26 protein-coding genes and 1 tRNA gene are annotated in these 26,687 nt (G+C 63.4%); 17 read left to right on the top strand and 10 right to left on the bottom strand.

Going from position 1 to position 26,687, the window contains the following annotated elements:
* Positions 1–79: 79 nt before the first annotated feature.
* The 3 genes from AC1DMY_RS06945 to AC1DMY_RS06935 all read left to right on the top strand — a co-directional run bounded on the left by AC1DMY_RS06945 (position 80) and on the right by AC1DMY_RS06935 (position 5,800).
* On the top strand, positions 80–1,294 hold the full coding sequence (locus AC1DMY_RS06945; RefSeq protein WP_477164262.1) for an efflux RND transporter periplasmic adaptor subunit: 1,215 nt from the start codon (positions 80–82) through the stop codon (positions 1,292–1,294).
* 15 nt (positions 1,295–1,309) lie between these two features.
* Positions 1,310–4,600, top strand: a complete 3,291-nt coding sequence (locus AC1DMY_RS06940) for an efflux RND transporter permease subunit (protein WP_477164261.1) — start codon at positions 1,310–1,312, stop codon at positions 4,598–4,600.
* Positions 4,601–4,738: 138 nt separating this feature from the next.
* Complete coding sequence (locus AC1DMY_RS06935) at positions 4,739–5,800, top strand: FUSC family protein (protein WP_477164260.1); 1,062 nt, start codon at positions 4,739–4,741, stop codon at positions 5,798–5,800.
* Between the two features lie 4 nt (positions 5,801–5,804).
* Here the strand turns inward: AC1DMY_RS06935 and AC1DMY_RS06930 are convergent, their stop codons facing one another.
* Both AC1DMY_RS06930 and AC1DMY_RS06925 read right to left on the bottom strand, forming a co-directional pair.
* Entirely contained in the window at positions 5,805–6,749 is a 945-nt protein-coding gene (locus AC1DMY_RS06930) for a GGDEF domain-containing protein (protein ID WP_477164259.1), read from the bottom strand.
* A gap of 444 nt (positions 6,750–7,193) precedes the next feature.
* On the bottom strand, positions 7,194–8,354 hold the full coding sequence (locus tag AC1DMY_RS06925; protein WP_441603662.1) for an acyl-CoA dehydrogenase family protein: 1,161 nt from the start codon (positions 8,352–8,354) through the stop codon (positions 7,194–7,196).
* A gap of 473 nt (positions 8,355–8,827) precedes the next feature.
* Between AC1DMY_RS06925 and AC1DMY_RS06920 the strand changes: the two genes are divergently transcribed.
* The 3 genes from AC1DMY_RS06920 to metH all read left to right on the top strand — a co-directional run bounded on the left by AC1DMY_RS06920 (position 8,828) and on the right by metH (position 13,750).
* Positions 8,828–9,754 carry an ArsR/SmtB family transcription factor gene (locus AC1DMY_RS06920; protein ID WP_477164258.1) on the top strand — a complete coding sequence of 309 codons (927 nt, stop codon included), beginning with the start codon at positions 8,828–8,830 and terminating at the stop codon, positions 9,752–9,754.
* A 180-nt stretch (positions 9,755–9,934) separates the two neighbouring features.
* Positions 9,935–11,014 carry a homocysteine S-methyltransferase family protein gene (locus AC1DMY_RS06915; RefSeq protein WP_477164257.1) on the top strand — a complete coding sequence of 360 codons (1,080 nt, stop codon included), beginning with the start codon at positions 9,935–9,937 and terminating at the stop codon, positions 11,012–11,014.
* A gap of 6 nt (positions 11,015–11,020) precedes the next feature.
* Positions 11,021–13,750 carry a methionine synthase gene (gene metH / locus AC1DMY_RS06910; protein ID WP_477164256.1) on the top strand — a complete coding sequence of 910 codons (2,730 nt, stop codon included), beginning with the start codon at positions 11,021–11,023 and terminating at the stop codon, positions 13,748–13,750.
* Between the two features lie 309 nt (positions 13,751–14,059).
* On the opposite strand, the gene AC1DMY_RS06905 is transcribed toward metH, so the two are convergent.
* A complete protein-coding gene (locus tag AC1DMY_RS06905; protein WP_477164255.1) occupies positions 14,060–14,401 on the bottom strand; it encodes a lipid-A-disaccharide synthase N-terminal domain-containing protein in 342 nt (113 codons plus the stop codon).
* A 132-nt stretch (positions 14,402–14,533) separates the two neighbouring features.
* Between AC1DMY_RS06905 and AC1DMY_RS06900 the strand changes: the two genes are divergently transcribed.
* The 8 genes from AC1DMY_RS06900 to AC1DMY_RS06865 all read left to right on the top strand — a co-directional run bounded on the left by AC1DMY_RS06900 (position 14,534) and on the right by AC1DMY_RS06865 (position 18,932).
* A tRNA-Val gene (locus AC1DMY_RS06900) sits at positions 14,534–14,608 on the top strand.
* 73 nt (positions 14,609–14,681) lie between these two features.
* On the top strand, positions 14,682–15,569 hold the full coding sequence (locus tag AC1DMY_RS06895; RefSeq protein WP_477164254.1) for a tyrosine-type recombinase/integrase: 888 nt from the start codon (positions 14,682–14,684) through the stop codon (positions 15,567–15,569).
* On the top strand, positions 15,554–16,123 hold the full coding sequence (locus AC1DMY_RS06890; RefSeq protein ID WP_477164253.1) for a hypothetical protein: 570 nt from the start codon (positions 15,554–15,556) through the stop codon (positions 16,121–16,123). Before AC1DMY_RS06895 ends, AC1DMY_RS06890 begins: the two co-directional genes overlap by 16 nt.
* A gap of 124 nt (positions 16,124–16,247) precedes the next feature.
* A complete protein-coding gene (locus AC1DMY_RS06885; RefSeq protein ID WP_477164252.1) occupies positions 16,248–16,571 on the top strand; it encodes a hypothetical protein in 324 nt (107 codons plus the stop codon).
* Positions 16,555–17,013, top strand: a complete 459-nt coding sequence (locus tag AC1DMY_RS06880; RefSeq protein ID WP_477164251.1) for a hypothetical protein — start codon at positions 16,555–16,557, stop codon at positions 17,011–17,013. The genes AC1DMY_RS06885 and AC1DMY_RS06880 overlap by 17 nt, the downstream gene beginning before the upstream one ends.
* The gene (locus AC1DMY_RS06875) at positions 17,006–18,277 is read left to right on the top strand and encodes a DUF3631 domain-containing protein (protein ID WP_477164250.1); all 1,272 of its coding nucleotides are present in this window, start codon (positions 17,006–17,008) and stop codon (positions 18,275–18,277) included. Before AC1DMY_RS06880 ends, AC1DMY_RS06875 begins: the two co-directional genes overlap by 8 nt.
* On the top strand, positions 18,274–18,597 hold the full coding sequence (locus tag AC1DMY_RS06870) for a hypothetical protein (protein WP_477164249.1): 324 nt from the start codon (positions 18,274–18,276) through the stop codon (positions 18,595–18,597). Before AC1DMY_RS06875 ends, AC1DMY_RS06870 begins: the two co-directional genes overlap by 4 nt.
* Complete coding sequence (locus tag AC1DMY_RS06865; RefSeq protein ID WP_477164248.1) at positions 18,594–18,932, top strand: hypothetical protein; 339 nt, start codon at positions 18,594–18,596, stop codon at positions 18,930–18,932. The genes AC1DMY_RS06870 and AC1DMY_RS06865 overlap by 4 nt, the downstream gene beginning before the upstream one ends.
* A 47-nt stretch (positions 18,933–18,979) precedes the next feature.
* Here the strand turns inward: AC1DMY_RS06865 and AC1DMY_RS06860 are convergent, their stop codons facing one another.
* The 5 genes from AC1DMY_RS06860 to AC1DMY_RS06840 form a co-directional block, all read right to left on the bottom strand.
* Positions 18,980–19,390 carry a GIY-YIG nuclease family protein gene (locus AC1DMY_RS06860; protein WP_477164247.1) on the bottom strand — a complete coding sequence of 137 codons (411 nt, stop codon included), beginning with the start codon at positions 19,388–19,390 and terminating at the stop codon, positions 18,980–18,982.
* A 50-nt stretch (positions 19,391–19,440) separates the two neighbouring features.
* Positions 19,441–19,779: a hypothetical protein gene (locus AC1DMY_RS06855; RefSeq protein WP_477164246.1), complete on the bottom strand. Its 339-nt coding sequence runs from the start codon at positions 19,777–19,779 to the stop codon at positions 19,441–19,443.
* A gap of 211 nt (positions 19,780–19,990) precedes the next feature.
* Entirely contained in the window at positions 19,991–20,239 is a 249-nt protein-coding gene (locus AC1DMY_RS06850; protein ID WP_477164245.1) for a hypothetical protein, read from the bottom strand.
* A 207-nt stretch (positions 20,240–20,446) separates the two neighbouring features.
* On the bottom strand, positions 20,447–20,761 hold the full coding sequence (locus tag AC1DMY_RS06845) for an STN domain-containing protein (RefSeq protein ID WP_477164997.1): 315 nt from the start codon (positions 20,759–20,761) through the stop codon (positions 20,447–20,449).
* A 352-nt stretch (positions 20,762–21,113) separates the two neighbouring features.
* Positions 21,114–21,893: an SDR family NAD(P)-dependent oxidoreductase gene (locus tag AC1DMY_RS06840; RefSeq protein ID WP_477164244.1), complete on the bottom strand. Its 780-nt coding sequence runs from the start codon at positions 21,891–21,893 to the stop codon at positions 21,114–21,116.
* 159 nt (positions 21,894–22,052) lie between these two features.
* Here AC1DMY_RS06840 and AC1DMY_RS06835 point away from each other — a divergent pair, with 159 nt between their 5' ends.
* From AC1DMY_RS06835 to AC1DMY_RS06825, 3 genes are all read left to right on the top strand, one after another.
* Positions 22,053–22,943: an AraC family transcriptional regulator gene (locus AC1DMY_RS06835; RefSeq protein WP_477164243.1), complete on the top strand. Its 891-nt coding sequence runs from the start codon at positions 22,053–22,055 to the stop codon at positions 22,941–22,943.
* A 91-nt stretch (positions 22,944–23,034) separates the two neighbouring features.
* Positions 23,035–23,247 carry a hypothetical protein gene (locus AC1DMY_RS06830; RefSeq protein ID WP_477164242.1) on the top strand — a complete coding sequence of 71 codons (213 nt, stop codon included), beginning with the start codon at positions 23,035–23,037 and terminating at the stop codon, positions 23,245–23,247.
* 124 nt (positions 23,248–23,371) lie between these two features.
* The gene (locus tag AC1DMY_RS06825; protein WP_477164241.1) at positions 23,372–23,824 is read left to right on the top strand and encodes a hypothetical protein; all 453 of its coding nucleotides are present in this window, start codon (positions 23,372–23,374) and stop codon (positions 23,822–23,824) included.
* A 162-nt stretch (positions 23,825–23,986) separates the two neighbouring features.
* Here AC1DMY_RS06825 and AC1DMY_RS06820 read toward each other — a convergent pair whose 3' ends face one another.
* Positions 23,987–25,495 (bottom strand): efflux transporter outer membrane subunit, encoded by a 1,509-nt coding sequence (locus AC1DMY_RS06820; protein ID WP_477164240.1) that lies wholly within the window; start codon positions 25,493–25,495, stop codon positions 23,987–23,989.
* A 17-nt stretch (positions 25,496–25,512) separates the two neighbouring features.
* On the bottom strand, positions 25,513–26,676 hold the full coding sequence (locus tag AC1DMY_RS06815) for an efflux RND transporter periplasmic adaptor subunit (RefSeq protein ID WP_477164239.1): 1,164 nt from the start codon (positions 26,674–26,676) through the stop codon (positions 25,513–25,515).
* Positions 26,677–26,687: the final 11 nt, after the last annotated feature.

Raw genomic sequence — 26,687 nt, 5'->3', positions numbered from 1 at the left:
GCAAGCCCCTTTTGTCGCCGCCCGGAGAGGCGTCGACGCGCTGCATCCCCGACCACATTAAAAAAGAAATGGAGCCCACATGAAGTCCACGTCACTGCGCACACCTCTGCTGTGCCTTGGCCTGCTCTCACTGGCCGCCTGTGGCAAAGGCAAGGATCAAGGCCCGCCGCAGGCGCCGCCGCCGGAAGTCGGTGTCGTCAAGGCCCAGGCCCAGAGCACGCCGCTAGCCAAGGATCTCGTGGGCCGCGTGTCGGCTTACCGTAGCGCCGATGTGCGCGCCCGCGTGTCGGGTGTGCTGCTCAAGCGCGTCTATCAGGAAGGCACCGACGTCAAAGCCGGCCAGGTCATGTTCGAGATCGACCCGGTGATCTATCAGGCAGCGCTGGACTCGGCCAAGGCCAATCTGGCCGCGGGCCAGGCGACCTACGTGAACTTCCACAACCTGGCCGAGCGCGACCGCAAGCTGCGCCCGCAGAACTACATCTCGCAGTCCGACCTCGACGCCGCCGAAGCCAACGAGCGCAGCGGCGCCGCCTCGGTCAAGCAGCTGCAGGCCGCCGTGGAAAGCGCCAAGATCAACCTGAGCTATACCCGCGTAGTCGCGCCCATCGACGGCCGCGCCGGTCAGCAACAGGTGACCGAGGGTGCCATCGTCGGCAACGGCGCCGCCGATTCCGGCTCGAGCTCGACGCTGTTGACCACGGTCGACCAGCTCGACCCGCTGTACGTCAACTTCACCGTCAGTGCCGCCGATCTCGATCGCCTGCGCGCCGCCCAGGCCGCCGGCAACGTGTCGCTGAGCGACCAGGGCAAGACCACCGTGAAGGTCACCCTGCCCGACGGCAGCAAGTACGCCCAGGACGGCACGCTGGACTTCTCCGGCGCCACCGTCGACCCGACCACCGGCTCGATCAACCTGCGCGCCCTGCTGGCCAACCCGGACCGCCGTTTGTTGCCAGGCACCTACATCACCATCACCGCCAACCTCGGCGAGCTCCACAACGTGTTCCTGGTGCCGCAGGCGGCCATCCAGCGCGACGTGGTCGGCGCCTATGCGCTGGTAGTGGGTCAGGACGGCAATGTCGCCCGCAAGAATGTCACCGCGGACAACCTGGCCGGTTCGAACTTCATCGTCACCAGCGGCCTGAGCACCGGCGACCAGGTGATCGTCTCCGGCCTGCAGACGGTGCAGCCCGGCAAACCGGCCAAGGCGGGGCCTTACCAGCCCGACCAGAAGCCCGGCGCGCAGGGGCAGCCGGCAGCGGCGGGTCATGCTGCTGGCGGCAAGCAGTAAAGGGAGTCGACCGACATGCCGAGTTTCTTTATTGACCGCCCCATCTTCGCGTGGGTGGTAGCCATCTTGATCACTCTGGTTGGCACCATCTCCGTGTTGAACATGGGTATCGAGTCGTACCCCAACATCGCGCCGCCCCAAGTGGTGGTGTCCGCGACGTATCCGGGCGCGAACGCCGACACCATGGAGAAGAACGTCACCCAGGTGATCGAGCAGCAGCTTACCGGTATCGACCACCTGCTCTACTTCAGCTCCTCGTCCAACTCCAACGGCACGACCTCGATCACGCTGAGCTTTGAAACCGGCACTGACCCGGACATCGCCCAGGTGCAGGTGCAGAACAAGGTGCAGCTGGCCTTGCCGCGCCTGCCGACCGCCGTGACCCAGCAAGGCGTGGTGGTGGCCAAGAGCAACCCGGACTTCCTGATGTTCGTGTCGCTGGTGTCCAACAACCCGGACATCGACGGCAACCGCCTGGCCGACGTGATCGCGTCGCAGGTGGCGGACCAGGTCGGCCGTATTCCCGGCGTGGGCGCCACCCGCCTGATCGGCGCCGAATACGGCGTGCGCATCTGGCTCAATCCGGACAAGATGCACGGCTACGGCTTGTCGCCCAGCGCGGTGTTCTCCGCCGTGGCGGCGCAGAACGTGCAGTTCGCCGCCGGTTCGCTCGGCGCCGATCCGTCGCCGAAGGAACAGGGCTTTACCGCCACCGTCTCCGCTGAAGGCCGCTTCTCCTCCCCGCAGGAGTTCGGCGAAATCATCCTGCGCGCCAACAGCGACGGCACCGTGGTGAAGCTGAGCGACGTGGCGCGCATCGACTTCGGCCCGCAGAGCTACGGCCTGGGCGCGACGTGGAATGGCCAGCAGGTCGGCGGCCTCGGTGTGCAGCTGCTGCCCGGCGCCAACGCGCTGGACGTGGCCGACGCCGTCAAAGCCAAGATGAACGAGCTGTCCAAGGACTTCCCGGAAGGCGTCACCTGGTTTGCTCCGTACGACACCACGCCGTTCGTGACGATCTCCATCAAGGAAGTGGTGCACACCCTGATCGAGGCCATCATCCTGGTCTTCCTGGTGATGCTGATCTTCCTGCAGAACTTCCGCGCCACGGTGATCCCCACCCTGGTGATCCCGGTGGCTTTGCTGGGTACCTTCATCGGCTTGGTGGCGCTGGGCTTCACCATCAACCAGCTGACGTTGTTCGGCATGGTGCTGGCGATCGGTATCGTGGTGGACGACGCGATCGTGGTGATCGAGAACGTCGAACGCATCATGAGCGAGGAACAACTCTCGCCCAAGGAAGCCACGCGCAAGGCGATGGGCCAGATCACCGGCGCGGTGGTGGCCATCACGGTGGTGCTGGCGGCGGTGTTCGTGCCGTCCGCGCTGCAGCCGGGTGCGTCGGGCGTGATCTACAAGCAGTTCGCGCTGACCATCGCCGTGTCGATGGGCTTCTCCGCCTTCCTCGCGCTGTCGTTCACGCCGGCGTTGTGCGCCACGCTGCTCAAGCCTGAGCACGAGCACAAGAAGAACATCGTCTACCGCAAGTTCAACCAGACCTTCGACTGGGTCACGCGCACCTATGGCGGCCACATCGGCAGCGCCACCCGCCATGCGCCGCGCTGGATGATCGTGTTCGCCCTGGTTGCCGTGCTTGCCGGCTTCCTCTACACGCGCCTGCCCACCAGCTTCGTGCCTAGCGAAGACCAGGGCTTTGCACTGGCCATCGTCAATCTGCCGCCGGGCGCCACCTTGCAGCGCACGCAGGCCGTGATGGCCGAGATGCGCGAGCGCGTCAAGAAGAGCCCGTACAACGATGACATCATCGGCATGTACCAGATCAGCGGCTTCAGCTTCATCGGCCAGAGCGAAAGCACCGGCATGGCCTTCATCAAGCTCAAGGACTGGGACGCGCGAGCGATCACCGCCGATGAGCTGATCATGAAGTTGAACGGCGTGTTCCACGGCATCCGCGACGCGCAGATCTTCGTGGTCAACCTGCCCACCATCCGCGGCCTCAGCCAGTTCGGCGGTATCGACATGTATCTGCAGGCCCGTGCGGGCCAGACGCATGGCGAGCTGATGCAGGCGATGGGCACCGCGGTGGGCAAGGCGAAGGACAACAAGGCGCTGTTCGGCGTGCGTCCCAACCAGCTGCCCGATGCTCCGCAGTGGGATATGAAGGTGGATCGCACGCAGGCACAGGCGATGGGCATGTCGGTGAGCGACGTGTACTCGGCCATCCAGCTCACGCTGGCGCCGGTGTACGTCAATGACTTCGTCTACGGCGGCCGCGTGAAGCGCGTCTACCTGCAGGCGGACCAGGCTTACCGCATGGGCCCGGATGCGCTGCAGCACATCTACACGCCCAGTAGCCTGGCACCGGGTGCGGCGGCCAACAGCGGTTCGTCGAGCTCGTCGTCGTACCAGGCGACGGTCAATCCGTACAACATGATTCCGATCTCCAGCGTGGTCAACACGAAGTGGGACATGGGCTCGCCTGCCCTGACCCGCTACAACGGCTACGCCGCGGTCGAAATCGTGGGTAACGAAGCGCCGGGCTACTCGACCGGCCAGGCCATGAACGCCTTGCAGGGCATCGTCGACCACGACCTGCCCAAGGGCTTCGGCGCGGACTGGACGGGTCAGTCGTACCAGGAAATCCTGGCCGGCAACTCGGCCACCCTGCTGCTGGCGCTGTCGATCCTGATCGTGTTCCTGTGCCTTGCCGCACTGTACGAGAGCTGGTCGATCCCGGTCGCCGTGCTCCTGGTGGTGCCGCTGGGCCTGCTCGGTACGGTCGTGTTCTCGATGTTGCGCGGCTTGCCGAACGACATGTACTTCAAGATCGGCATGATCACGGTGATCGGCCTGGCAGCGAAGAACGCGATCCTGATCGTGGAATTCGCGGTGGAGCAGCAACAGGACGGCAAGTCGCTGTTCGATGCAGTCATCACGGCGGCCCGCCAGCGACTGCGCCCGATCCTGATGACCTCGATGGCGTTCATCCTCGGCGTGTTCCCGTTGTTCATTTCGACGGGCGCCGGTGCCAACTCCCGCCATGCCATCGGCACGGGCGTGATCGGCGGCATGATCTTCGCCACCTTCCTGGGTCTGCTGTTGATCCCGGTGTTCTACGTGACGGTGCGCCGCGCACTGGGCGACAAGCTGGACGAACCGTCCCGCAAGATCCGCCCGGCCCATGGCGAAGCCGCGTCGGGTACGCCGCAGGGCGGCGGTGGCAACGGCGGTACGCCGAGCAGTGCCATGCAGCCGTTCGATTCGGATCCGCGTCGCGGCGGTTAATCCGGAATCACGGAAGTCAAAGCAAAGCCCCGGTCGAACGACCGGGGCTTTTTTTATGGGTGACCCTGCGTTTCCGAAAAAGCCGCACGTGCCGACCGCTGATAATGTGCGGCTACGGCCATCCCTGCTTTCGCCCGCATGCGCTCATTCGTCGACTGGCTCGAACAACTCGATCCCGGCACGCACCGCCGGATCAAGGGACTGCGGCTGGTCACTGCCTACGGCCTGGCGGCGGCGATCGGCACCTTGCACGATGTGGCGCATCCGTTCGGCAGCCTCGTCGCCGTTGGCTCATTGGCAGCGAATTTTGCGTTGTGGGCCAGCGTTTCCGAAGCGCGGCATACGCGTTTCGAATCCAGCCGCGATCTCGCCCTGCTCTGCGTGGCCGCCACGCTGGGCGCGTTGATGCAGGCACTGCTGGTGCCGGCACTTTCCCCGCTGTCGCAGAACGGAGCGGAATTCACGCTGGTCAGCGGCTCATTCCTGGCCAGTTATCTCAAGCGGTATGGCGTCACTGGCGCCGGCGTCGGTTCGCAGATCTACATTGGCCAGTTGCTGGCCTACACCATGCGGCTCGACGCTTCCGCGTGGCCCGCCATCCTGATCGCCGGATGCATCGCGGCCATCGCCTCGGTGGTGCCGCGCCTGCTCTCCGGCCCCGCCGAGCGGCCCGCCGAACTCGCGGTGCTTTCACCTGCGGACATTCCCGGCCGCTGGCATTTGTCGGCGCCCTTCATCATGGGCGTGCAGGCTGCCGTGGCATCGCTGATCGTGGTGCTGCTCAACGCTAAGCTGCACCTGCCCGAGTCCGCATGGGCGGTCACGGCGTGCACCTATGTGGTTGCCGGCAGTGCCACGGGCACGGCGCAACGCGTGCGCCGGCGCATCGTGGGCACGCTGATTGGCGTGCCGCTCGGCCTCGCCTGCCTTCCGCTGGCCGAGCATGCGCCGCTGCTGATCTGGGCGTTGGCCGCGATGGCGATGGTGGTTTACGCGATGGCGTTGCCGGAGCGCTACGACATTGCCTGCGCCGCGTTCGCCTTCACCCTGATCGTCACGCTTGCCGCATCGGGCGAGCACTCGATCATGTTCCTGAGCGCGCGCATCTGGCAGACGCTGCTCGGTGGCTTGCTCGGCCTGCTCGCCGCTCATTTCATCTTGCCGCTGCGCACCGCGGAATCACCCGCGGTGCGTGCGTGAGGCATCAATCGTCGCTGTTGACGGTCGTATTGCGACCTTGCTGCTTGGCCTGATACAGGCGCCGGTCGACCAGCTCCAGGAACGACAAGCGCTCATCGCCAAGCATCGGCACCACCGAGCCCACGCCGATGCTCATGGTCAGCGACTTGCGCGCCATCGAGCGCTCATGCGGAATCCATTCCTGCTCGATCAGCGCGTGGCAACGCTCAGCCACTTCGCGCGCCGCGGCCGCATCGGTATCGGGCAGCACCAGCACGAATTCCTCGCCGCCGAAGCGGGCCAGGAAGTCATGCGAACGGCGCACCGCCTTCTCCAGCACCTTGGCCACCAGCTTGAGCGTGTAATCGCCCTGCACATGGCCGTAGTGATCGTTGTATTGCTTGAAGTAATCGATATCGAGCATCAGCAGCGACAGCGGCCGGGCGCTGCGACGCGCCTGCTCCCAGTCTTCCTCGAACACACTGTCGAAGCGGCGGCGATTGGCGATGCCGGTGAGGCCGTCCTTGAAGGACAGGGCTTCGAGTTCGCGCTGCAGTTCGATCAGGCGCTGCTCGGTGCGCTTGCGCTCGCTGATGTCGAACATGAAGCCGACCAGCGCATCCACGCTGCCGTCATCCTTGCGCACCACATGCACCACGTCGCGGATCCACACATAGCTGCCGTCCTTGCACAGCGCGCGGTAATCGGCTTCGTGATCCACGCCCGCCTTGGACTGCGCCACGCAGAAGTTGACCGCCCAGTCGCGATCTTCCGGATGGATGCGCTCGGCCCAATCCTGCACGCTGACCCAGCTGTCCGGCGCCCAGCCGAGCAGATGCTCGATCTGCGGGCCGATATAGGAGAACGACAGGCTGTCCCACTGGATGCGCCAGGGAATGGCCTTGGTGGACTCGAGCAGGGTCTTGTAGACCATGCTCTCTACTTCCAGCTTCTCAACGACATCGGTCATGGGCGGCTCGCGGCAGGTGGTTTCGGATCCCTGGTGCGAAGCAACCATCGTGCCGCGGCGGTGACGGAGGGAGAAAGCCTGCAAAAGCAGCCAGCTTGGCGCTTGGCGCCATCGGGCCAGTGAGCCCGCATGAAGTCCATCTGGCCCCGCTCGGTCAGTTCCCGACGTGGGGTGACGAACCCGGGGGGAGGGAGTCGCCATCCTTGGCGGGAGGGGACCTGTCTCCGTGGTGATCGCAAGTATTTGCGATTACTTCCACGCCAGTCAACAAACCAAGGTCCCCCTTGTGGGAGCGCACCCTGTGCGCGACGGTCCGAGGGTGCCTCAGACGCCCCGCCGTCGCGCACAGGGTGCGCTCCCACAAAAAAAACAGGTTGCGATTCCCTGAAAAGAAAAGCCCCCGGTTCTCACCGAGGGCCTCTCAACACGAAGAACCTGGCCGATTTACCGCAAACCAGTCTCTGCACGCGCAATCACAATGCGCTGAATCTCACTCGTGCCCTCATAGATCTCCGTGATCTTGGCATCGCGGAAGTACCGCTCCAGCGGCATTTCCTTCGAATAACCCATGCCGCCATGGATCTGCACGGCCTGGTGCGAAATCCACATCGCCGCTTCCGACGCGGTGAGCTTGGCGACGGAGGCCTCCGTACCAAAGCGGCCGCCGTTCTTCTCGGCCTCGCCCTTCGTCCACGCAGCGCGCAACGTCAGCAGCGTGGCCGCGTCCAGCTTGCACTTCATGTCGGCGATCTTGGCCTGGGTCATCTGAAAGGTGCCGATCGGCGTGCCGAACGCCTTGCGGTCACGCACCCATTGCAGGGTGGCCTCGTACGCAGCGCGCGCAATGCCCACGGCCTGCGATGCAATGCCGATGCGGCCGGCGTCGAGCACGCCCATGGCGATGGAGAAGCCCTTGCCCTCGTCGCCCAGCAGGTTTTCCTTGGGCAGCACGTAATCAGTGAATTCGATTTCGCAGGTGGCCGAGGCGCGGATGCCGAGCTTGGGCTCGCTCTTGCCGGCATGGAAACCCGGCAGCTGGGTGTCGACGATGAAGGCCGACACGCCCTTGGCGCCGATGCCCGGCGTGGTGATGGCGAACAGAATGATGTAGCGCGCAACCGGGCCGGAGGTGATCCAGCTCTTCTTGCCGTTGATCACCCAGTCGCCGTTGGCATTCTTGGTGGCGCGCGTGTGCATGGCCGAGGCATCGGAGCCGGACTGCGGCTCGGTCAGCGCGTAGGCGCCGATGGCCTCGCCCTGGGCGATGGCGCGCACGTACTTCTGCTTCTGCTCCTCGGTGCCGTGCTTGAGGATGCCGTTGCAGAACAGTGAATTGTTGACCGACATGATGGTCGAGGTGGCGGCGTCGGCCGCGGCAATCTCAACCATCGCCAGCACATAGGCCACCGGATCCATGCCCGCGCCGCCGTACTCGGTCGGCACTTCGATGCCCATCAGGCCCAGCTGGCCCATCTCGCGGATGTTCTCGAGCGGGAATTCACCCTTGGCGTCCAGTTCGGCGGCCACCGGCACAATGCGCTTCTGCGCGAAGTCGCGGGCAATGGCCTGGATGGACAGCTGATCGTCGGTAAAGCGGAAATCCATGGAAGACTCCAAGGGGAATGGGAGACAGGAAGCCCTCTATTTTAACCCGGCCGGCCAAGGGACTTCTGTGCAGGTGCAGCAACGCCCCGTCCCCTTGTAGGAGCGCACCCTGTGCGCGACCGCGGCCTCCGAGGCTGCCCCTCCGTTCTGCCGTCGCCCACAGGGTGGGCTCCTACAAAAAAGCAGCCAGGCCCCGTCGCGCTTTGTGGGAGCGCACCCTGTGCGCGACCGCAGCCTCCGAGGCTGCCCCTCCGTTCTGCCGTCGCCCACAGGGTGGGCTCCTACAAAAAAGCAGCCAGGCCCCGCCCCCCTTTGTGGGAGCGCACCCTGTGCGCGACCGCGGCCCCCAAGGCTTGCCTCTCCGCTCAGCGGTCGCCCACAGGGTGGGCTCCTACAAAAGAACGGCTCGACTTGACGCCCTGCGCGCCGAAGCCTAGCCTTATGTATCTCTGCATCGCGATATAAGGATAACGATGGACCTGGCCACCGCCTCCAGCGTTCTGCGCCTGCTGGCGGATCCGACCCGGGTTCGTCTGCTGGCCTTGCTTGAGCGCGAGGAGCTGACCGTGGCGGAACTGGCTGCGGTCCTCCATCTGGCGCAGCCGCGCGTGTCCACCCATCTGGCCAAGCTCAAGGAAGCCGAGCTGGTGCGCGACCGCCGCGCCGGCGTGTCTGCCTACTACCGCGCCAACGCCGAAACGGACGAACACCTGCAGGTCTTGCTGAGGTCCCTGCGCGACAACATCGACGATGCGCTGCTGCGCGAAGACGCGGCCCGCCTACCCGGTGTGTTGGCCGAGCGCGCGCGCGAAGAAGGCTGGGCCGACACCGTGGCTGGCGACATGGAACGCCACTATTCCCCCGGCCGCACCTGGGAAACGCTGGCGCGCTCCCTGCTGCAATTGCTGGAAACCGGCGACGTGCTGGATATCGCTTCGGGCGACGGCATCACCGCCGAACTGCTGGCGCCCCACGCGCACTCCATCGTCTGCGTGGACAGCAGCGAGCGCGTGACCGAGGCTGCAGCGCAACGCCTCAAATCCTTCGGCAACGTGGAAGTGCTCAAGGGCGACATGCACGCACTCGACCTCGGCGACCGCCGTTTCGACCTTGTGCTGATGCTGCACGCCCTCACCTATGCCGAGCAGCCGGCCAAGGCCGTCGCGGAAGCCGCGCGCGTGTTGCGCAGCGGCGGGCGATTGCTGGCCGTCACCCTGGGCAAGCACGATCACCGCGCCGTGGTGGAACCGTTCGATCACCGCAACCTCGGTTTTTCATCCGAGGAACTGACCGGCTTCGCCAAGCAGGCCGGCCTCGAATCCATGAGCTGTACCCGCTTGAGCCGCGAACGCAAGGCACCTCACTTCGAAGTGATCAGCCTGCTCGCGCGCAAGCCTTGAGGTGCTTTTCATGTCTCGTCACACACCCCATCCCCCTCACCGTCATTCCGGCGAAAGCCGGAATCCAGTGCCTTCGCTCCGTTCTGATCCGCATGAAAGGCTCTGGATTCCAGCCTTCGCTGGAATGACGAGCGGTGGGCGTCGAGCACTAAATCGATTTCCGTGCGAGGAATTCTCCCCATGAGCACCCTCCCCTGGCTTCACCCCGAACGCGTCGCCCTGCTGGAACGCCTGCTGCGCGAGCGCATCCTGATCATCGACGGCGGCATGGGCACCATGCTGCAGCAACACCCGCTGGACGAAGCCGCGTTTCGCGGCGAGCGTTTCGTGGAAGGCCACGACAGCTCGCATGCGCATGACCATCCCGGCAGCTGCGACCTGAAGGGCAACAACGACCTGCTCACGCTCACCAACCCGGACATCATCCGCGGCGTGCACGTGGCCTATCTCGAAGCCGGTGCGGACATGGTCGAAACCAATACCTTCAATTCCACCCGCATCAGCCAGGCCGATTACCACCTCGAACATCTCGCCTACGAGCTGAACCTCGAAGGCGCCCGCCTCGCGCGCGCCGCCTGCGATGCCGTGGAAGCGAAAACGCCGGACAAGCCGCGCTTCGTGATCGGCGTACTCGGCCCGACCAGTCGTACCGCGTCGCTGTCGCCGGACGTCAACGACCCGGGCTTCCGCAACGTGACGTTCGAAGAACTCGTCGCCAACTACATCGAATCGGCCAGCGGCCTGGTCGATGGCGGCGCCGACCTCATCATGGTCGAGACCATCTTCGATACGCTCAACGCCAAGGCTGCGCTGTTTGCGGTGAGCGAGCTGTTCCGCGAGCGTGGCGCGCGTCTGCCCGTGATGATCTCCGGAACCATTACCGACCGTTCCGGCCGCACGCTCTCGGGCCAGACGGCCGAAGCGTTCTACTACTCGGTGCAACATGCGCGCCCGATTTCGGTGGGACTGAACTGCGCCCTGGGCGCGGCCGACTTGCGCCCGCACGTGCAGGTGCTGTCGCAAACGGCCAACTGTTTCGTCAGCACGCACCCCAACGCCGGTCTGCCGAATGCTTTTGGCGAATACGACGAAACACCCGAGCAGATGGCTTCCGTCATCGGCGGCTTCGCGCGCGACGGCCTGCTCAACATGGTCGGCGGCTGTTGCGGCACGACGCCTGCGCATATCAAGGCCATCGCCGAAGCCGTCGCCAACTGCGCGCCGCGCGCACTTCCCTCTTCTAACGCCAAGGCTGCCTGAGTCCCGATGATGCCTCGCTACACCCGACTCTCCGGCCTCGAACCGCTGGTCATCACGCCCGACCTGTTGTTCGTCAACGTCGGCGAACGCACCAATGTCACCGGCTCGGCGCAGTTCCGCAAACTGATCAAGGAAGAACGCTACGAGGAAGCGGTCGATGTCGCGCGCCAGCAGGTCGCGAACGGCGCGCAGATCATCGACGTCAACATGGACGAAGGCCTGATCGATTCGGAAGCTGCGATGACGCGCTATCTGAACCTGATCGCCGCCGAACCCGATATCGCCCGCGTACCGGTGATGGTCGACTCTTCCAAGTGGACGGTGATCGAAGCCGGCCTGCGCTGCCTGCAAGGCAAGGGCATCGTCAACTCCATCTCGATGAAGGAAGGCGAAGAGGTTTTCCTCGAACACGCGCGCAAGGTGCAGCAGTACGGCGCCGCCGTGGTGGTGATGGCGTTCGACGAGCAAGGCCAGGCTGACACCTGCGAGCGCAAGGTGGAAATCAGCTCGCGCGCTTATGAGCTGCTCACCACCAGGCTCGACTTCCCGCCCGAAGACATCATCTTCGATCCGAACATCTTTGCCATTGCCACCGGCATCGAGGAACACAACAACTACGCGGTGGACTTCATCGAAGCCACGCGCGAGCTCAAGCGTCGCTTTCCGCACTCGCATGTATCCGGCGGCGTGTCGAACGTGTCGTTCTCGTTCCGTGGCAACAACATGGTGCGCGAGGCGATCCATTCGGTGTTCCTCTACCACGCCATCAAGGCGGGCATGGACATGGGCATCGTCAACGCCGGCGCGTTGATGATCTACGACGACCTGCCCGAGGATCTGCGCGAGCGCGTCGAAGACGTGGTGCTCAACCGCCGTCCTGACTCGACCGAACGCCTGCTGGAAATCGCCGATCAGTTCAAGGCGAAGAAAGGAGAAGTCATCGTCGAGAACCTCGCCTGGCGCGACAAGCCGGTGCGCGAGCGCCTCAGCCACGCCCTGGTGCACGGCATCGACCAATACGTGGTCGAAGACACCGAAACCGCACGCCTGGAAACCTCGCGCCCGCTAGATGTCATCGAGGGCGCGCTGATGGACGGCATGAATGTCGTCGGCGACTTGTTCGGCGCCGGCAAGATGTTCCTGCCGCAGGTGGTGAAATCCGCCCGCGTGATGAAGAAGGCCGTGGCCCACCTCATTCCCTATATCGAGGAAGAAAAGGCGCGCACCGGTGATGCCGGCAAGTCCAACGGCAAGATCGTGATGGCGACCGTCAAAGGCGACGTGCACGACATCGGCAAGAACATCGTCGGCGTGGTGCTCCGCTGCAACAACTTCGATGTGATCGACCTGGGCGTGATGGTGCCCACGCAGAAGATCCTGGAAACCGCCATTGCCGAGAACGCCGACATCATCGGCCTCTCCGGCCTGATCACGCCGTCGCTGGAGGAAATGAGCCAGGTCGCGCGTGAGATGCAACGCCAGAATTTCACCATCCCGCTGATGATCGGCGGTGCAACGACCTCTCGCGCGCACACCGCGCTGAAGATCGACCCGCACTACAAGTCGCCCACCGTATGGGTGAAGGACGCCTCGCGCGCCGTGGGCGTGGCGCAGTCGCTGTTGAGCAAGGAGCTGGTCGACAACTTCATCGCCAAGGTGCAGGCCGAATACGCCGAAGTGCGCGAACGCCACAAGCATCGCGGCGCCGGCAAATCGCTGGTATCGCTGGAAAAGGCGCGCGGACAACGCTACACCACCGATTGGGCGAACTACGAGCCGCCGCAGCCCAAACAGCCCGGCATCACCGTGTTCGAACACTACGATCTTGCCGAACTGCGCCAGTACATCGACTGGTCGCCGTTCTTCAATGCGTGGGAACTGGCCGGCCGTTATCCCGCCATCCTCACCGATGAGATCGTGGGCACACAGGCGACCGAACTGTTCAACGATGCGCAAGCGATGCTGGACCAGCTGATCGCCGAGAAGTGGCTGACGGCGCGTGGTGTGATCGGCTTTTGGCCGGCTTATTCCATTGGCGACGACATCGCACTTCTCCCCGCAGGGGAGATGGCCGGGGTGAGGGGCCAAGACTTGCCCGAACCCACGGGCAAGCCCGTCGCCACCCTCCATCACCTACGCCAGCAAGCCGACAAACCGGCCGAACGCCCCGACTTCTGCCTCTCCGACTTCATCGCGCCCAAATCCGCGAAGAAGCAGGACTGGGTAGGCGGCTTCGCCGTCACCGCCGGCATCGGCATCGACGAACATGTGGCGCGTTTCGAAGCGGCACACGACGACTACTCCGCGATCCTGCTCAAAGCCCTGGCCGACCGCCTCGCCGAAGCGTTCGCCGAGCGACTGCACCAGCGCGTGCGCCGCGAATTCTGGGGCTACATGCCCGACGAGTCGCTCGACAACGTCGCCCTGATCGAAGAGAAATACACCGGCATCCGCCCCGCCCCCGGCTACCCGGCCTGCCCTGACCACACGGAAAAAGGCACCCTGTTCCGCCTGCTCGATGGCACGACCAACGCCGGCATCGAACTGACCGACAGCTACGCCATGTTCCCCACGGCCGCCGTATCCGGCTGGTATTTCTCCCACCCGGACAGCCAGTACTTCGTGGTCGGCCGCGTCACTCGCGAACAAGTCGACGATTACGCCAAGCGCAAGGGCTGGACGCGCGAGCAAGCCGAGCGCTGGCTGGCGCCAAATCTGGATTACGACCCGGATTGATCGACGACGTCGATTGGTGTCTGTCCATGAGAGCGCTCCCCTTGCGGGAGCGCTTTCCTTTTGCGGGAGCGCTTCTTTTGTGGGAGCGCACCCTGTGCGCGACGGCCCAACGAAGCGACACAGACTGACGCCGCGGTCGCGCACAAGATGCCCTCCTACAACAGGTATTAGGTCGAGGCATTACGTCGCGCTATGACCTTGTAGAAGCGCACCTTGTGCGCGACCGCAGAGCCCCGTCGTTACCGCTCCGCCCGGCTGTCGCGCACAGGGTGCGCTCCCACAGGTAGGGCTAGAAGGACTGGAAACCCCTCAAACCTCACTCTCAACCAACTCCCGCCGCCTAACCTCACGCATATGCACCACAAGGTTATAAATCGACACAAACGCCGGGAAGAAGTTAGACAGAATGCCCACCGAGTCATTCTTGCCAAAAATGAAATACGACAGCAGCAACGCACTACCAACCACCGACAACCACCAGAACGACAGCGGCATCACCACCCGCTTCAGCTTGCGCGTGTAGTACAGCTGCACAAACCAGCGGCTGGTGAACATGATCGAGCCCAGCAGACCCACCATCTTCCAGGGCGTAAGCTCAAAGCGCCGCAAGGCTTCGAAGACGTGGCTGAGTTCGTGGGTCAGGAAGTCCATGGACGGCAGGCCGATAGCTGAAAAGCCGGATATTGTACTCGCCCACCTTTCAATCGCCTGCCATCCCGGGCACTTTTTTTGGCCGGGAGGCTTGACCTGTCCGGCAGCTCCTAATATATTTCCGGGCTCGGCGGGCGATTAGCTCAGCGGTAGAGCACTGCCTTCACACGGCAGGTGTCGCAAGTTCGATCCTTGCATCGCCCACCACCGCTTTATGTACCAACGGTTTCGCGCTCCCCCGGCAGGGGCTTCAAGGCAATGACCTTTGAGGATATGTGCGATGAAAAAGACCGTTAATCTCACGGCCGCCATTGCGGCCGTTGAGCGTTTTGAAGCCGCCTCCCTGACCGTTCGGGAATTGGCGTCCGCCTTCGATGCTCACTACCCCACGAAAGCCATCACGCCCCATCTGACCGGCTGGCTCACTGCCATCGGCGACACGGACGCATGGGCGATTACCACGGACCAACTCAACCGGGGCGTCAAAGCATTGCTGGCCGCCGGCTACTCGCCCGGCTATACCAATCGCCAAATCTCGGCGCTGGGCAGTGCCTACAAATGGGCCAAGGACGAACATCTCACCCCGCGCAACTTTCGTTCGCCGACCCTAGGCGTCCGGCGTAAGGCTGAAGACCTGCGGCGTGTCGAATGCAACGCGACGGAACTAAAACGCCTACGCGAGGGCGCGTTCGCCCATCGCGACCGCCGCTTCGCCCTGTTTATCGCTCTGATGATGGATACCGGCGCGCGTCCCAGCGAAGTCCTTAGCCGACGCTGGGACGAAATCGATCTGGACAAGGGCGAAATTCTCGCCCCCACGACCAAGACCGGAAAGCCGCGCGTGCTGTTCTTTACCTCGCAAACCGCCGGCCTTGCTCGCCGCCTGCGCCCGCAGGACCGCACGCAATTGGTCTTCGGCGGCCGAACGGGATCGCCTAACAAGTTCCGCAAGGCGTGGCGCAACCTCACTACTGCTATCGGTCGCCCTGATCTTCGCGTGTACGACCTGCGCCATGTCGCCGCCGCGCGCCTGCTGCGTACCGGCGTGACGCTGGGGGTTGCCTCGCAAGTACTGGGGCATTCGTCGCTCATTCTGCATCGCCGGTACGCGCATCTCGAAACCCAACCGCTTCGCGCCGCGCAGGAAAGCGCATGGACGAACGGCTAGCCCAGGAGCAAATAGATCGACAGTTCCAGCGGCGCGCGCTGGCGCTCATTGCGCGCGCCGTTGGAATCGTTGAGCCCGGCCTTAACCCTTGGTATCCCGACTTTACTCATGCCGCCAATGGCATGACGGGCTATCACTCGCCCGATGGCACGTGGGGCGCATTCGGAAGCGACGACGAGCATGCGCTCGCCCATATGCGCGAACTTACCCAGGTTGCATATGCCCGCCAACGGGACAGCGAGAAGCGCGCGCAGGCGCGCTCACAATCGCGACCCGACGCCGAAGCCTTTGTCGCCCTGACCTTTGGGTTCCTCGAAGTGTGTCGGCAAGGCACGCCCGATAAGCCTTGGCCGCGCAACTTCCTAAAGCGCGCTTTGGCTCACGCGGAATTGTCCCTCACCGATCCCACCGACCGCACGCGAACTGCACAGCGCCTCAAAGCACTCGCCAAGATGACGAAGCCAGAACGCAACAGGGCTCGTGCGATTGCCTTTGAAGCCTGCTTTCCTGTGAAGGCCGCCGAAGAACGGTTCAAAAAGCAAAGCGAATCATAGGTTTAGATTTCCGATCATTGATCGGAAATTTCCGCGCTGTTATACCCCGCGCCTTGCTACTAAATACCTATCTCGCGCCCCCGCCGGGGACGTATCCCTGCCGGGGAAGTAGCGAGATAGACCAATGCGCAAGACGATCAAAAACATCTATGCCGCGCAGTGGCAACCGATCTTTGATCTGTGGGTTCCTTTCTGCCGCGAGGCAAATCAACTAGGCATCTCGTCATCGAGAAAGGCCTTGTCCAACTTTCTGGGCGTCCATCGCGCCAAGCTGCTTGAGCTTGGCGTCATCGCAAAAACCAACAAGCAGCGCATTCTCGGCCGTCGCGAACTCTTCGCGCCGGCCGCTTTTGCGCTGCTTATACATCATGATCCTGTATCCGCCATCGAGCAGCATCGCCGCTCAATGGCGCAAAGCGATGGCGCGCCGCATGACCATGCCGATTGATCGCTTACTTTCGGCACTGGAGGCCAAGACCGGCTATCGACCGCGCCGTAGCGGAAAAAAATGGCGCGTTCCCTGCCCGGTATGCGGAACACCTACGCTCAAAGGCGCGGTCGCCGAAGGCGATAACGGTACCGTACTTGCGCGATGGTTTTGCGGGCATTCAAACCACGAGGTGCTTGCCCTGCTCGATCTGACGCTCGCGGACCTCTTCGTGCATCGCGACCTTCGGTCGCTCACGCGCGACGAGCGCGCTTCTTTGCGTGAAGGCGCACGTCATGCCCAATGGCGCGCGGCGCTGACAACCCTTCTTCCGGAAGTCTCAGTCGTGCTCATTGCCGCGATCCAGCTCGGCGACGGCATCGCCCTTAGCGATGAGGACATGCAACGCTTGAAGGTCGCAGCGTTGCGCGTCTTTGATGCGGGCGAGTTTTTCGATGTCTGAGAAATCGCCCGAAAGCGCCAGCGCAACGCACGACGAGTATGTTGCTCATACACTTGCCTCCTATGAGCGTGGCGATGCCATTCTGGACGCCGTTTACGCGTTTCTTGGTCGTTTCGTCGCCTACCCCGACCAGGCATCGCACGATGCGCACGTACTGTGGATCGGCCATACGCACGCCATGGATTGCTGGGACTCGACAGCCCGCATGGCCTTTCTTTCGCCGGAGCCTGGAAGCGGCAAATCACGTGCGCTGGAAGTAACCGAATTGCTTGTGCCTAATCCCGTCGAGGCGATTAATGTCACGCCCGCGTATTTGTTCCGCAAAGTTGGCGGAAACGAGGGCCGTCCAACGTTGCTCTACGACGAAATCGACACCGTCTTCGGACCGCGAGCGAAGGACAACGAGGAAATTCGCGGCCTGTTGAACGCTGGGCATCGCAAGCACGCGTTCGCCGGCCGATGCGTTGTGCGTGGTAAACAGGTCTTTACCGAGGAAATCCCCGCGTACTGCGCGGTCGCGATGGCGGGTCTCGGTAGCCTGCCCGATACGATCCTTTCGCGAGCCATCATTGTGCCGATGCGGCGCCGGGGGCCGAGCGAAACCATCGAGCCCTTCCGGCGGCGGTTGGAAGTAAATGCGGGCTTTGCGTTGCGGGACCGCCTCGGACGCTGGGCTGCCACGACGTGGCCGGACGGCCGGCTTTCATCGTGGCCGGAAATGCCTTCCGACATTCAAGACAGGGACGGCGACATATGGGAAGCGCTGTTTTCTGTGGCGGACGCGGCAGCCGGCCACTGGCCCGCACGAGCGCGCGCGGCGGCCGTGACGCTGGTCGCGGCAGCGAAGGCGAAATCGCCAAGCCTCGGTGTTCGTTTGTTAGCGGATTTGCGACGACTCTTCGGCGATAACGATAGCCTTCCTACCGACACGATCTTGAGCGCCCTGCACGAGCTGGACGAGGCGCCGTGGGGCGAACTGCGCGGGAAGCCGCTATCGGCTCGTGGCCTGAGTCGATTGCTCCATCCCTACGGCGTGCAACCGAAACCGATCCGCCGTGGCGAACTCGTGGCAAAAGGCTACAAGCGCGAGGACCTTTCCGACCCGTGGGCGCGCTACCTTCCGCGTGCTGAAACTGCGGTTACATCGGTTACAGCCGTTACAACCCAAGCGACCGGCAACGCGGAAGTAACCGATGTAACCGATGTAACCGTTTTGCGAGGCCCAAGGGGCGAAGCGACGGACCACGACGAGGGCGAAGTGTGACCTTGCGCGCCCTGCTTGCCGCCCTGTCCGTCGCCCATGCCATCGTGACGCCTCGCGGCGACCGCCTGCACGTGTCGGCCGACAAAGGCACGCTGGCGCCTCTAACCCTTTTGATAGCCGCCCACAAGCCCGAGCTGCGGGCTCTCGTGGCTAACGGCCAGCTCGACTGCGCGATGCGCGAGGCTGCGGCTGCCGAAGCCATGCTGGCGGAAGGCTGGGACGATCCGCGCTGGACGAATGTCGACAAGGTCTTAGCGCTGGTCGACCGCCCACGGCGGCCCGTGCACGTGATTCCATTGCGCCGAGGTGGTCGGCGATGAGCGCTGATGGCACCAAGCATCGTACGCCGCGCCACGCGGTACCCGGCTCATTGCATGTTCAAACACAGGAACAGGTCGAGGCCGAACGCCTTCACCGCTTAGCTGTGGAAGAAACCCGCCTACGTCGGTATGCGCTGCGGCACGAGATACCCGTGATCGTCGACGATTGGGTTACGTCGAAGCATGCCGCCGTACTGCTAGGCATTCCGAATGAAGGCGCGTTGCGCAATATGCGTTGCTATGGCGGCGGCCCGCCGTTCATCAAGCGAAAGCGCCAGGTTTTTTATCGCTTGGGCGATCTGGCCGAGTGGATCGTTCAGCATCGTTACGAATGAGCGGCACTTCAGTCGCTCACAAGTCCCCTAAGGGGCGATAGCCGCCCTCACGGCATCGCAGGACTAAGCGACTCTACACTGCCTGGTGACGGATATTCGTGGCAGTTCGCTCGTATGAACTCACTTAGTTGCGGGGTGAGATGAAACCACTCACCTCTTAGACGGCAGTCCTGAAACTGCGTGTGGATCTGACGTTCCCGTTGACGTGCCAAATCCAAATAGTCAACGCGCGTGCCGCGATCATCCCCATAAACTTGCCGCATATCAATTACGCCGATCAGGTGAATGTCGCGGTAGTGGTGCGTTTGTATGCCGGCGAGACGTTGGTCCAGCTCCATGGTGATTCCAATCTTCACTACAGGATCATCGCCAGGTCGCGCGAAATATACATACGCGGAAACTATGTCCATTTTTCCTCCCATTGCCTGGCAAATGTCGCCCCCGATTTCATCTCGCATCAAGGTTCTCTCTGAGGTCCGCTATGGGTCGGAAGCGGACATATTTGTATCTACGGACGCTCAATCGAGGCGACGAGTATTTCAGCGGGAAATAGCGATCCGTGACCGCATCCACCAAAGCCCGCCGATGGGCCGTGAATGGTTCCGGTGACAACCACTCGCTTCCCACTCCATCGCTCCAAGACGGGCTCGTTGAGCTGGATACTTCCGGTTCCTGCACTGAGCCAAATGGCAGAGCCATACCCGTCATCCCGCCGCTCAGAAACCGGATAGTGGTGAAGGGATACGTCTTCGAACTCGAAGTTCAGTACACCTTCGACGATGACGACTTCACCCGCGTTGTTTGCCGCTTGTCCAATGGCTTCATTGACTGAGATCGGTTCCGGCACGTAGGTCTCCGAGTGCTTCATACGATTGGCTAGCGTAAGGTCCGCTTCGGGTCGAAAGCGGACCTAGCAACCATGCCAGTCCAGGCGCTTGACGGCAACAGGGTGTCACCCGCTGTCACCAGTCGTCATTGTTCTAAGCATTTTGAAATCGCACCATTGCCTTATGTCGCCGGGGCGAGGCAATGCCGTGACTTTCAGTAACTATCCGGGTTCAACAGTCGGCCGCGCGGCACTGGCGCTGATCCGCGCGGACGGCAACACCGCGAACGCTATCAAGATCGCACAGCGCCAGTCGCCCACCTGGGGTGAAAGCCCGCTGGCCTTTCTGAAAGCAGGCATCGCGCCCGGCCGAACGACTGATTCGAACTGGGCGGGCCCGCTCGTGCCGGAAGGCGCGGCAAGTTTCGTCGAACTTGTCGGCCGCGAGAACTTGCTTGGCCGTATTGCTGGCTTCGTTCAAGCGCCTGCCAGCGCGCCACTTGTCGAAGTGGCGGCTAACGGCAACGCCTATTGGACAGGCGAAAGCTTCCCGAAGCCGGTCACGGCAGCGAGTTTGTCGAAACTCGGCTCGCTAGCACCTTGTAAGGTGACGTCGTTGGTCGTCGTCACGAACGAACTGGAAAGGGCATCCGGGCTGGCGGGCGAACAGCTCATCACGCGCGCACTGTCATCCGCTTGCGGCGCCGCCATCGAACGCGTCGCTCTCATTCAGAACCGGCGTGCCACTGCTGCCGAACGATTCCAGCGTGAACGCCTTGTCGGAGGCATAGCGCTCGCGCAGGCCGGTACCGGCAAGCAATCGGCGCAGGGCGTCTTCGGTCGTGAACTCGCCGCGCACTCCCGGCGACACCTTGCCGACCAGCAATCGCTCATCCACCAGCAACGATTGCCCGGTGATATCACTGAAGGCTTTCACCGCGGTGCTCAACGGCTGCGGGCCAATGTCAAACACGTAGACGCCGACGGCGCTGCCAGCAGCCATACCGGTTGTTGACGCTTGTAATCCACCTGCATGGCTCGTCCCCCAACAAAGCCAACCCGACAACACGAGCGCCCACCAGGCGTGCGACATGAAATGCTTCCAGAAGACCGAATGACGGGTTCTTGTATCGAACGCGGTCACTCGCATATCCCGAAAAATGGTAACGGTAGCTTATGTCAGTTGGATAACGCGACGGGTTTATGAATCTATGCAAAGGCCAGGTGAATGTGACAATGCAGATGTCTGATCAATGACAAATGCAGGCAGGGCGGAGCTTTCCGCCCGTGGATCGAATCAGTCAAGGCCACCTCGCCAGGGTGGCCTTTTCGTTGTGCGCCAAAAATCTGGATGGCTAGAGCGCCATGCCACCCGATGCTTCGATACGCTGCCCATTGACCCAGCGATGGCTCTCACCCAGCAGCGCCGCAATCAGCGGGCCGATGTCGTCAGGTACGCCGGCGCGACCCAGGGCGGTCATGCCTGCCACGCGCTGGTTGAGTTCGGGGTTGTCGCGAACCATGCCGCCGCTGAAATCCGTGGCAATCGCCCCGGGCGCCACGGTGTTGACGGCGATGCCGCGCGCACCGAGTTCCTTGGCGAGATAACGGGTAAGCACTTCGACGGCGCCCTTCATCGAGGCATAGGCCGCGCTGCCCGGAATGGTGATGCGGGTCAGTCCGCTGGAGATATTCACGATACGGCCGCCGTCGTTGATCAGGGGCAGCAGCTTCTGAGTGAGGAAGAACACGCCCTTGAAGTGGACCTGGTAAAGGCTGTCCAACTCCTGCTCGGTAGTGCCGTCGATCGGCGCGTGATGGGACGTGCCGGCATTATTGACCAGATAATCGAAGCGCTCGGCGCCCAGTGTCGCGAGAGCATCACGCACCTGGCTCACGAACGCATCGAAGTCCGCGGCGTTGCCGGTATCCAGTCGCAAGGCGACAGCCCGCTGCCCGGATTGTGCAACCTGCTTCACCACCTCGGCGGCTTCGGCCTCGTTGGAGCGATAGGTGAAAATGCTGTCGACGCCGCGCGCTGCGAGGTTGAGCACGGTGTTGCGCCCCAGTCCGCGGCTGCCGCCCGTGACGATGGCGATCTTCTGTTCCGGTGTGCGTGTGACGTGGGTGGTCATGCGTATCTCCAGGGTGATCAGGATGGGCATCAGCTTAGGCGCGCAGGTGTCCGCGCCAAATGCCGGAACTGACCACCTTCTTGCCTAATCCTGCCCGGCGCTGATCGCAGCGGGGAAAATGGGGATAGCATGGGCCTATGCACGTTGGGAGCGCGCCTTATGCCGGATGCCTTGGCCGAAATCGTCAAACGCTACACCGACTCGCAACCTGGAGACGGGCCGTTCGAGACGCCGATCCCGGGCGTCATCTTCTTGCGCTCGGATCATCGCAAGCACCCTGCGCACCTGGTCTTCAAACCGGCGCTGTGCGTCGTTGTGCAGGGAGCCAAATGGACCACGTTCGGCGGCCAGCGTTTCGACTACAAGCCGGGCCAAGCGCTGGTGGTCAGTGTGGAAACCCCTGCGCTGAGCCGCGTCGTCAAGGCCAGTCCCAGCGAGCCTTATCTGGGCATCATCGTCGAGTTCGACCTGGCGGTGATGCGCGAGGTGATGGAAGGACTCGATGCGCCACCGCCACCGGCCAGCAAGGTGCAACACGGTATTTTCGTCACTCATTTCCAGGGATACATGGCCGAATGCGTCTACCGGCTGGTGCGCCTGATCGACACACCGCAGGCCATCCCGGTGATTGCGCCAATGATCATGCGGGAGCTCTGCTACTGGCTGCTTACCGGGCCGCACGGTGGCGAGGTCGCCGGCCTGGTGCTGGCGAACGGTCATGCGGAGCGAGTGATCAGGGCGATCCATGCCCTGCGCGACCAGTTTGCCGAAGCCGTGCGTATCGAGGAGCTCGCCGCCATCGCGCAAATGAGCCCCTCCGCTTTCCACCGTCAGTTCAAGGCGCTGACCGCCATGACGCCGCTGCAATACCAGAAGCAATTGCGCTTGCTGGAAGCGCGCCATCTGATGGTGAGCGGTGTCGCCACTGCGGAATCGGCGGCTTATCAGGTGGGCTATGAAAGCCCGTCGCAATTCAGTCGCGAGTACTCGCGGATGTTTGGCGCACCGCCGCGGCGAGACATCGCGACGCTGGTTCCCGCAGCGATCTAGGTCCGCGGGATCGCCGACAGCGAGGGATTGACATCAGCTCGACATGTGGATGCCGCACTATGTACGCCCCCGCGTTTGGCAATGAACCCCCATGGCCGATGGTCTGATCGAATCGCTCGACGTCGATGCTGTACTCGAGATGGTTCATGGTCGGCGGGAGTTTCGCGGCACGTTCTGGGTGATGCCTCGGGGGCGGCCGATGATGTCCGGCCGCACACCGCTCACCTATCGACGAGAGATCGACGCGATTGGCGCCGCGCGAAAGGCAGCGATTGCCATCGCGCTGTATGCGGGGGATTCGTGATAGGCCACGACCAGGCAACTTGCGAAGAATTTACGCCTTTGCACCCGTTCCTGCGTAGCGCCTTTACGGCGCGAAGCTGCACGATGGCTCGTTCGCTCTGAGTAGCCGTGTCGAGTGCGATGTCGTGAGTATTCTGATTGTCCGTGGGCCGCACAGTAGCGGCCATTCCCTCACCGCTGATCTGCTCTACAACCTTCAGCAACAAGCCCTGCAGGCCGGCCGCCTGCTCGAACTGCGAGCATGCGGCGCCTTGAGCAACTTCATTGCACAGGTGAGTGAGGCCAAGTCCGAGGCCACCGAGTTCGTGCTGCTCGATCCAGGTGATCTGACTCCCGAAATGCGCGCGCATCCCGAAGCCGGCCTGAGCGCGGCGATTGACGATCTGCGTGCACCCTATATCGACGTGCACGACGATTTCGGTGATGGCATCGAATGCTGCGCCGGGCTGCACAAGCCGCCGGTCGCCACCGTCATCATCAACGGCAATATCGAAAGCGGCTACCGCATCGGCTTGCGCCTTGCCTTGCGTCGCCTGGCCATTCGCTCGCCGTCGAAGCGCGAAGGCGCCGCTGGCTAGCGACCAGCGCTCCATCGTTTTCGTCCTGGCAGGCGACGGGACCTTCGGACGACTGGCTGCGCCTCCGCTGATTGCCCTCAAAATCAACGGGTGGCGCAGTCCAGTTTTTTCATTCGATGGACCCGATGTCGCCTCTTTTCCAGGCCCCGCGGTCGCCCGACATCACGGTGCTGCCTGTTGACCCTGCCGAGGTTCGGCTGCTGCGGCGCTTGAAAGCTTGTCCGCGCCCCAGTCGCCTCCGACCGCCTTGATCAAGCGGACATCGGACTCCAGCTGGCGCCGGGACAACTCGACGTAGGCACGCCGCTGCGCAAGGCTCACGCTTTGCGTGGTGACCACTTCCAGGTAGTCGGTGGCTCCCGCCTTGTAGCGCGTGAGGGCCAGCTGTTCGGCGCGGCCGGAAGCGTCCACCGCGAGTTGCTGCGTGCCCGCTTCTTCGTTCAAGACATGCACGGACGCCAGGTTGTCTTCAACGTCCTGGAATGCCGAGAGCACCGTCTGCCGATAGTCGGCTGCGGCGCCGTCCTCCTGCGCCTCCGCCTGGTGCAGCGCCTGCTTGCGGCGGCCGCCATCGAACAAGGTGCCGACCAGCGCTGGGCCAATAGCCCAGAAGCGGCTGGGCAGACTCGCCAGTTGGGCGAATCGCGAAGCCTCGACACCACCCGATGCAGAGAGCAGCAGGTCGGGAAAGAACGCTGAGGTTGCCTCGCCGACATCGGCATTGGCGGCTGCCACCCTACGCTCGGCGGCGGCAATGTCGGGGCGTCGCTGCAGCAAGGTCGAAGGCAGGCTCGGAGGAACCACCGGCATGGCGATCGCGCTGGTGGATGCGGCAAGGGACAACTCCGCCGGTGCCACGCCGACCAATGTGGCGATGGCATGCTCAAAACGCGCGCGGCTCTCGCCCAGGTCCACCAGTTGCGCACTGGCCACCTGCACTTGCGTCTCCGCTTCTGCCAGGTCCGATGCCGATGCAATGCCGCCGGTGAAGCGTACCTGCACGAGATCACGCGCCTGCGTAAAGTCGGCCACCGTCTGCTGAAGCAGGGCAGTTTCCGCATCCACGCCGCGCAGATCGACATAGTCGATCGCAAGCTCAGCATGCATCGCCAGTCGAATGGAGGCGAGATCCGCCTCACTGGCCTGGTAGCGCGCCTTGGCGGCGTCGACCTGGTGACCGATACGATCGAACAGATCCGGCTCCCAGGAGACATCCAGTCCCGCCGCATAGTCCGATACGGTTTTTCCAGCCAATGAACGGCCCACCACGTTTTGCGACGTGTGGTTGCGGTCGGCGCCGACGCCGGCCGTGATGGTTGGGTAGTACGCGGCACGCGCCTGCTTTTCCTCGGCCTTCGCGGCCTGAAGATTGGCGATGCTCTTGGCGATCGACTGGTTGCCCGCATCGACGCGCGCCTCGAGATCGTCGAGCGTCTGGTCGTTGAACAAGGTCCACCAGGCGCCACGGTTTGCCGCGTCGTTCGGCTGCGCCGTACTCCAGCCTGGTGCGGCACGCTGTCCTTCGGATACCGGGGCCGCCTCCTTGAAACGATCGGGCACGCCGATGGAGGGCCGCACGTAGGCCGGCCCCGGGGTGCAGCCCACCGACAAGCCGATACCAGCCGCAATGGCGAGCGTGCAGGCAGCACGCGAAAGAGATGAGATACGCATGGCTAGTTCTCCGTCGCTCAGGTCGCGTCAGCAGGGTGCGTGTTGATGCTCACCGGCTGCCCGTTGCTCACGGCATCACCCGGATTGACGATCACACGCTCGTTGCCGCTCAAGCCGGTCAGAATCTCGACGCGCGTGCCGAAATCCCTGCCCAGGGTGACCGGCATCAACTGCACTTGCCCCTTGCCGTTGACCGTCGCCACCTGCACGCCAGTGGGTCGAAACAGCAGCGTATTGGCCGGCAGCGAGAGCATCGCCTTGGCCGATGCAAGTGCGAGAGTGACCTGGGCATAGGCACCCGGCGGAACGGCTCCGTCGCTGTTGTCCATGTCCACTTCCACGCGCAGCGTGCGGCTGGATGGATCGATCGCACCGGCGGTACGTGCCACGCTGCCCACAAAGGTCCTGCCCGGGTACTGCGGCAACGTCAGCGTCGCACGCGCACCGATGGCCACGTCGGCGGCATCGTCCTGCGGCACGTTGACGAAGACGCGCAGCTTGTCCGTTTCCGCCACCTTGAAGAGCGCAGCCGGCGTGCCACCGTTGCCTGCGTCGATCAACGCACCGACATCGATGTTGCGCACGGTAACGACACCGTCGAAGGGAGCGTAGACCTTCTCGAACGATTGCAGCTGCTGCAAGCGGTCCACGTTCGCTTGTGCGGCCGCGAGCATGGCCTGCTTGGCCTTCATCGTGCTCACGTTCTCCTGGCTGGATTGCTCGGACACGGCATTGCTCTTGAGCATCGCCTCCCAGCGCGACGCGGTGACCTTGGCGATCTGATAGTTGGCCGAAGCGGTCGCCGCGTCCGCGCGGGCCTGCGCGAGCTGCGCATCCACCTCCGGCGACTGGATTTCGGCGAGCAGCTGCCCGCTGTGGACATGCGTGCCGATATCGGTCAGCCACCGACCCAGGTAGCCGCTGGTGCGCGCATAAATGCTGGCCTCCTGGAACGCCTGCACATCGCCGGGCAAGACGAGCGACCGCTGAAGCGGTGCATGGTCCGGGGCAACAACGGCCACCGTAGGCGTGCTGAGCGCCGCTGTCTGGCGTACCACCGCGGCATGTGCGGACAGCCTCGGCAACCCACCGGCAGCCAGCGCCAGGCAGATGGCAGCCACCGGCAGAACGATGGGAAGGCGCGAACGTGACGAGGTCGGAACTGGAATGAGCGCGTTCATGGTGACTCTCC

The organism is Dyella sp. 01L423 (genome assembly GCF_056399945.1).
Note: the sequence above shows the minus strand (reverse complement) of the source record. Positions and strands in the feature narration are given on the sequence as shown.

What these genes read in the sequence shown, in the direction of transcription:
- AC1DMY_RS06945 (WP_477164262.1), top strand. Translation starts at nt 80, where the DNA reads ATGAAGTCCACGTCACTGCGCACACCTCTGCTGTGCCTTGGCCTGCTC.
- AC1DMY_RS06940 (WP_477164261.1), top strand. Translation starts at nt 1,310, where the DNA reads ATGCCGAGTTTCTTTATTGACCGCCCCATCTTCGCGTGGGTGGTAGCC.
- AC1DMY_RS06935 (WP_477164260.1), top strand. Translation starts at nt 4,739, where the DNA reads ATGCGCTCATTCGTCGACTGGCTCGAACAACTCGATCCCGGCACGCAC.
- AC1DMY_RS06930 (WP_477164259.1), bottom strand. Translation starts at nt 6,749, where the DNA reads ATGACCGATGTCGTTGAGAAGCTGGAAGTAGAGAGCATGGTCTACAAG.
- AC1DMY_RS06925 (WP_441603662.1), bottom strand. Translation starts at nt 8,354, where the DNA reads ATGGATTTCCGCTTTACCGACGATCAGCTGTCCATCCAGGCCATTGCC.
- AC1DMY_RS06920 (WP_477164258.1), top strand. Translation starts at nt 8,828, where the DNA reads ATGGACCTGGCCACCGCCTCCAGCGTTCTGCGCCTGCTGGCGGATCCG.
- AC1DMY_RS06915 (WP_477164257.1), top strand. Translation starts at nt 9,935, where the DNA reads ATGAGCACCCTCCCCTGGCTTCACCCCGAACGCGTCGCCCTGCTGGAA.
- metH (WP_477164256.1), top strand. Translation starts at nt 11,021, where the DNA reads ATGATGCCTCGCTACACCCGACTCTCCGGCCTCGAACCGCTGGTCATC.
- AC1DMY_RS06905 (WP_477164255.1), bottom strand. Translation starts at nt 14,401, where the DNA reads ATGGACTTCCTGACCCACGAACTCAGCCACGTCTTCGAAGCCTTGCGG.
- AC1DMY_RS06895 (WP_477164254.1), top strand. Translation starts at nt 14,682, where the DNA reads ATGAAAAAGACCGTTAATCTCACGGCCGCCATTGCGGCCGTTGAGCGT.
- AC1DMY_RS06890 (WP_477164253.1), top strand. Translation starts at nt 15,554, where the DNA reads ATGGACGAACGGCTAGCCCAGGAGCAAATAGATCGACAGTTCCAGCGG.
- AC1DMY_RS06885 (WP_477164252.1), top strand. Translation starts at nt 16,248, where the DNA reads ATGCGCAAGACGATCAAAAACATCTATGCCGCGCAGTGGCAACCGATC.
- AC1DMY_RS06880 (WP_477164251.1), top strand. Translation starts at nt 16,555, where the DNA reads ATGACCATGCCGATTGATCGCTTACTTTCGGCACTGGAGGCCAAGACC.
- AC1DMY_RS06875 (WP_477164250.1), top strand. Translation starts at nt 17,006, where the DNA reads ATGTCTGAGAAATCGCCCGAAAGCGCCAGCGCAACGCACGACGAGTAT.
- AC1DMY_RS06865 (WP_477164248.1), top strand. Translation starts at nt 18,594, where the DNA reads ATGAGCGCTGATGGCACCAAGCATCGTACGCCGCGCCACGCGGTACCC.
- AC1DMY_RS06860 (WP_477164247.1), bottom strand. Translation starts at nt 19,390, where the DNA reads ATGCGAGATGAAATCGGGGGCGACATTTGCCAGGCAATGGGAGGAAAA.
- AC1DMY_RS06845 (WP_477164997.1), bottom strand. Translation starts at nt 20,761, where the DNA reads ATGGCTGCTGGCAGCGCCGTCGGCGTCTACGTGTTTGACATTGGCCCG.
- AC1DMY_RS06840 (WP_477164244.1), bottom strand. Translation starts at nt 21,893, where the DNA reads ATGACCACCCACGTCACACGCACACCGGAACAGAAGATCGCCATCGTC.
- AC1DMY_RS06835 (WP_477164243.1), top strand. Translation starts at nt 22,053, where the DNA reads ATGCCGGATGCCTTGGCCGAAATCGTCAAACGCTACACCGACTCGCAA.
- AC1DMY_RS06830 (WP_477164242.1), top strand. Translation starts at nt 23,035, where the DNA reads ATGGCCGATGGTCTGATCGAATCGCTCGACGTCGATGCTGTACTCGAG.
- AC1DMY_RS06820 (WP_477164240.1), bottom strand. Translation starts at nt 25,495, where the DNA reads ATGCGTATCTCATCTCTTTCGCGTGCTGCCTGCACGCTCGCCATTGCG.
- AC1DMY_RS06815 (WP_477164239.1), bottom strand. Translation starts at nt 26,676, where the DNA reads ATGAACGCGCTCATTCCAGTTCCGACCTCGTCACGTTCGCGCCTTCCC.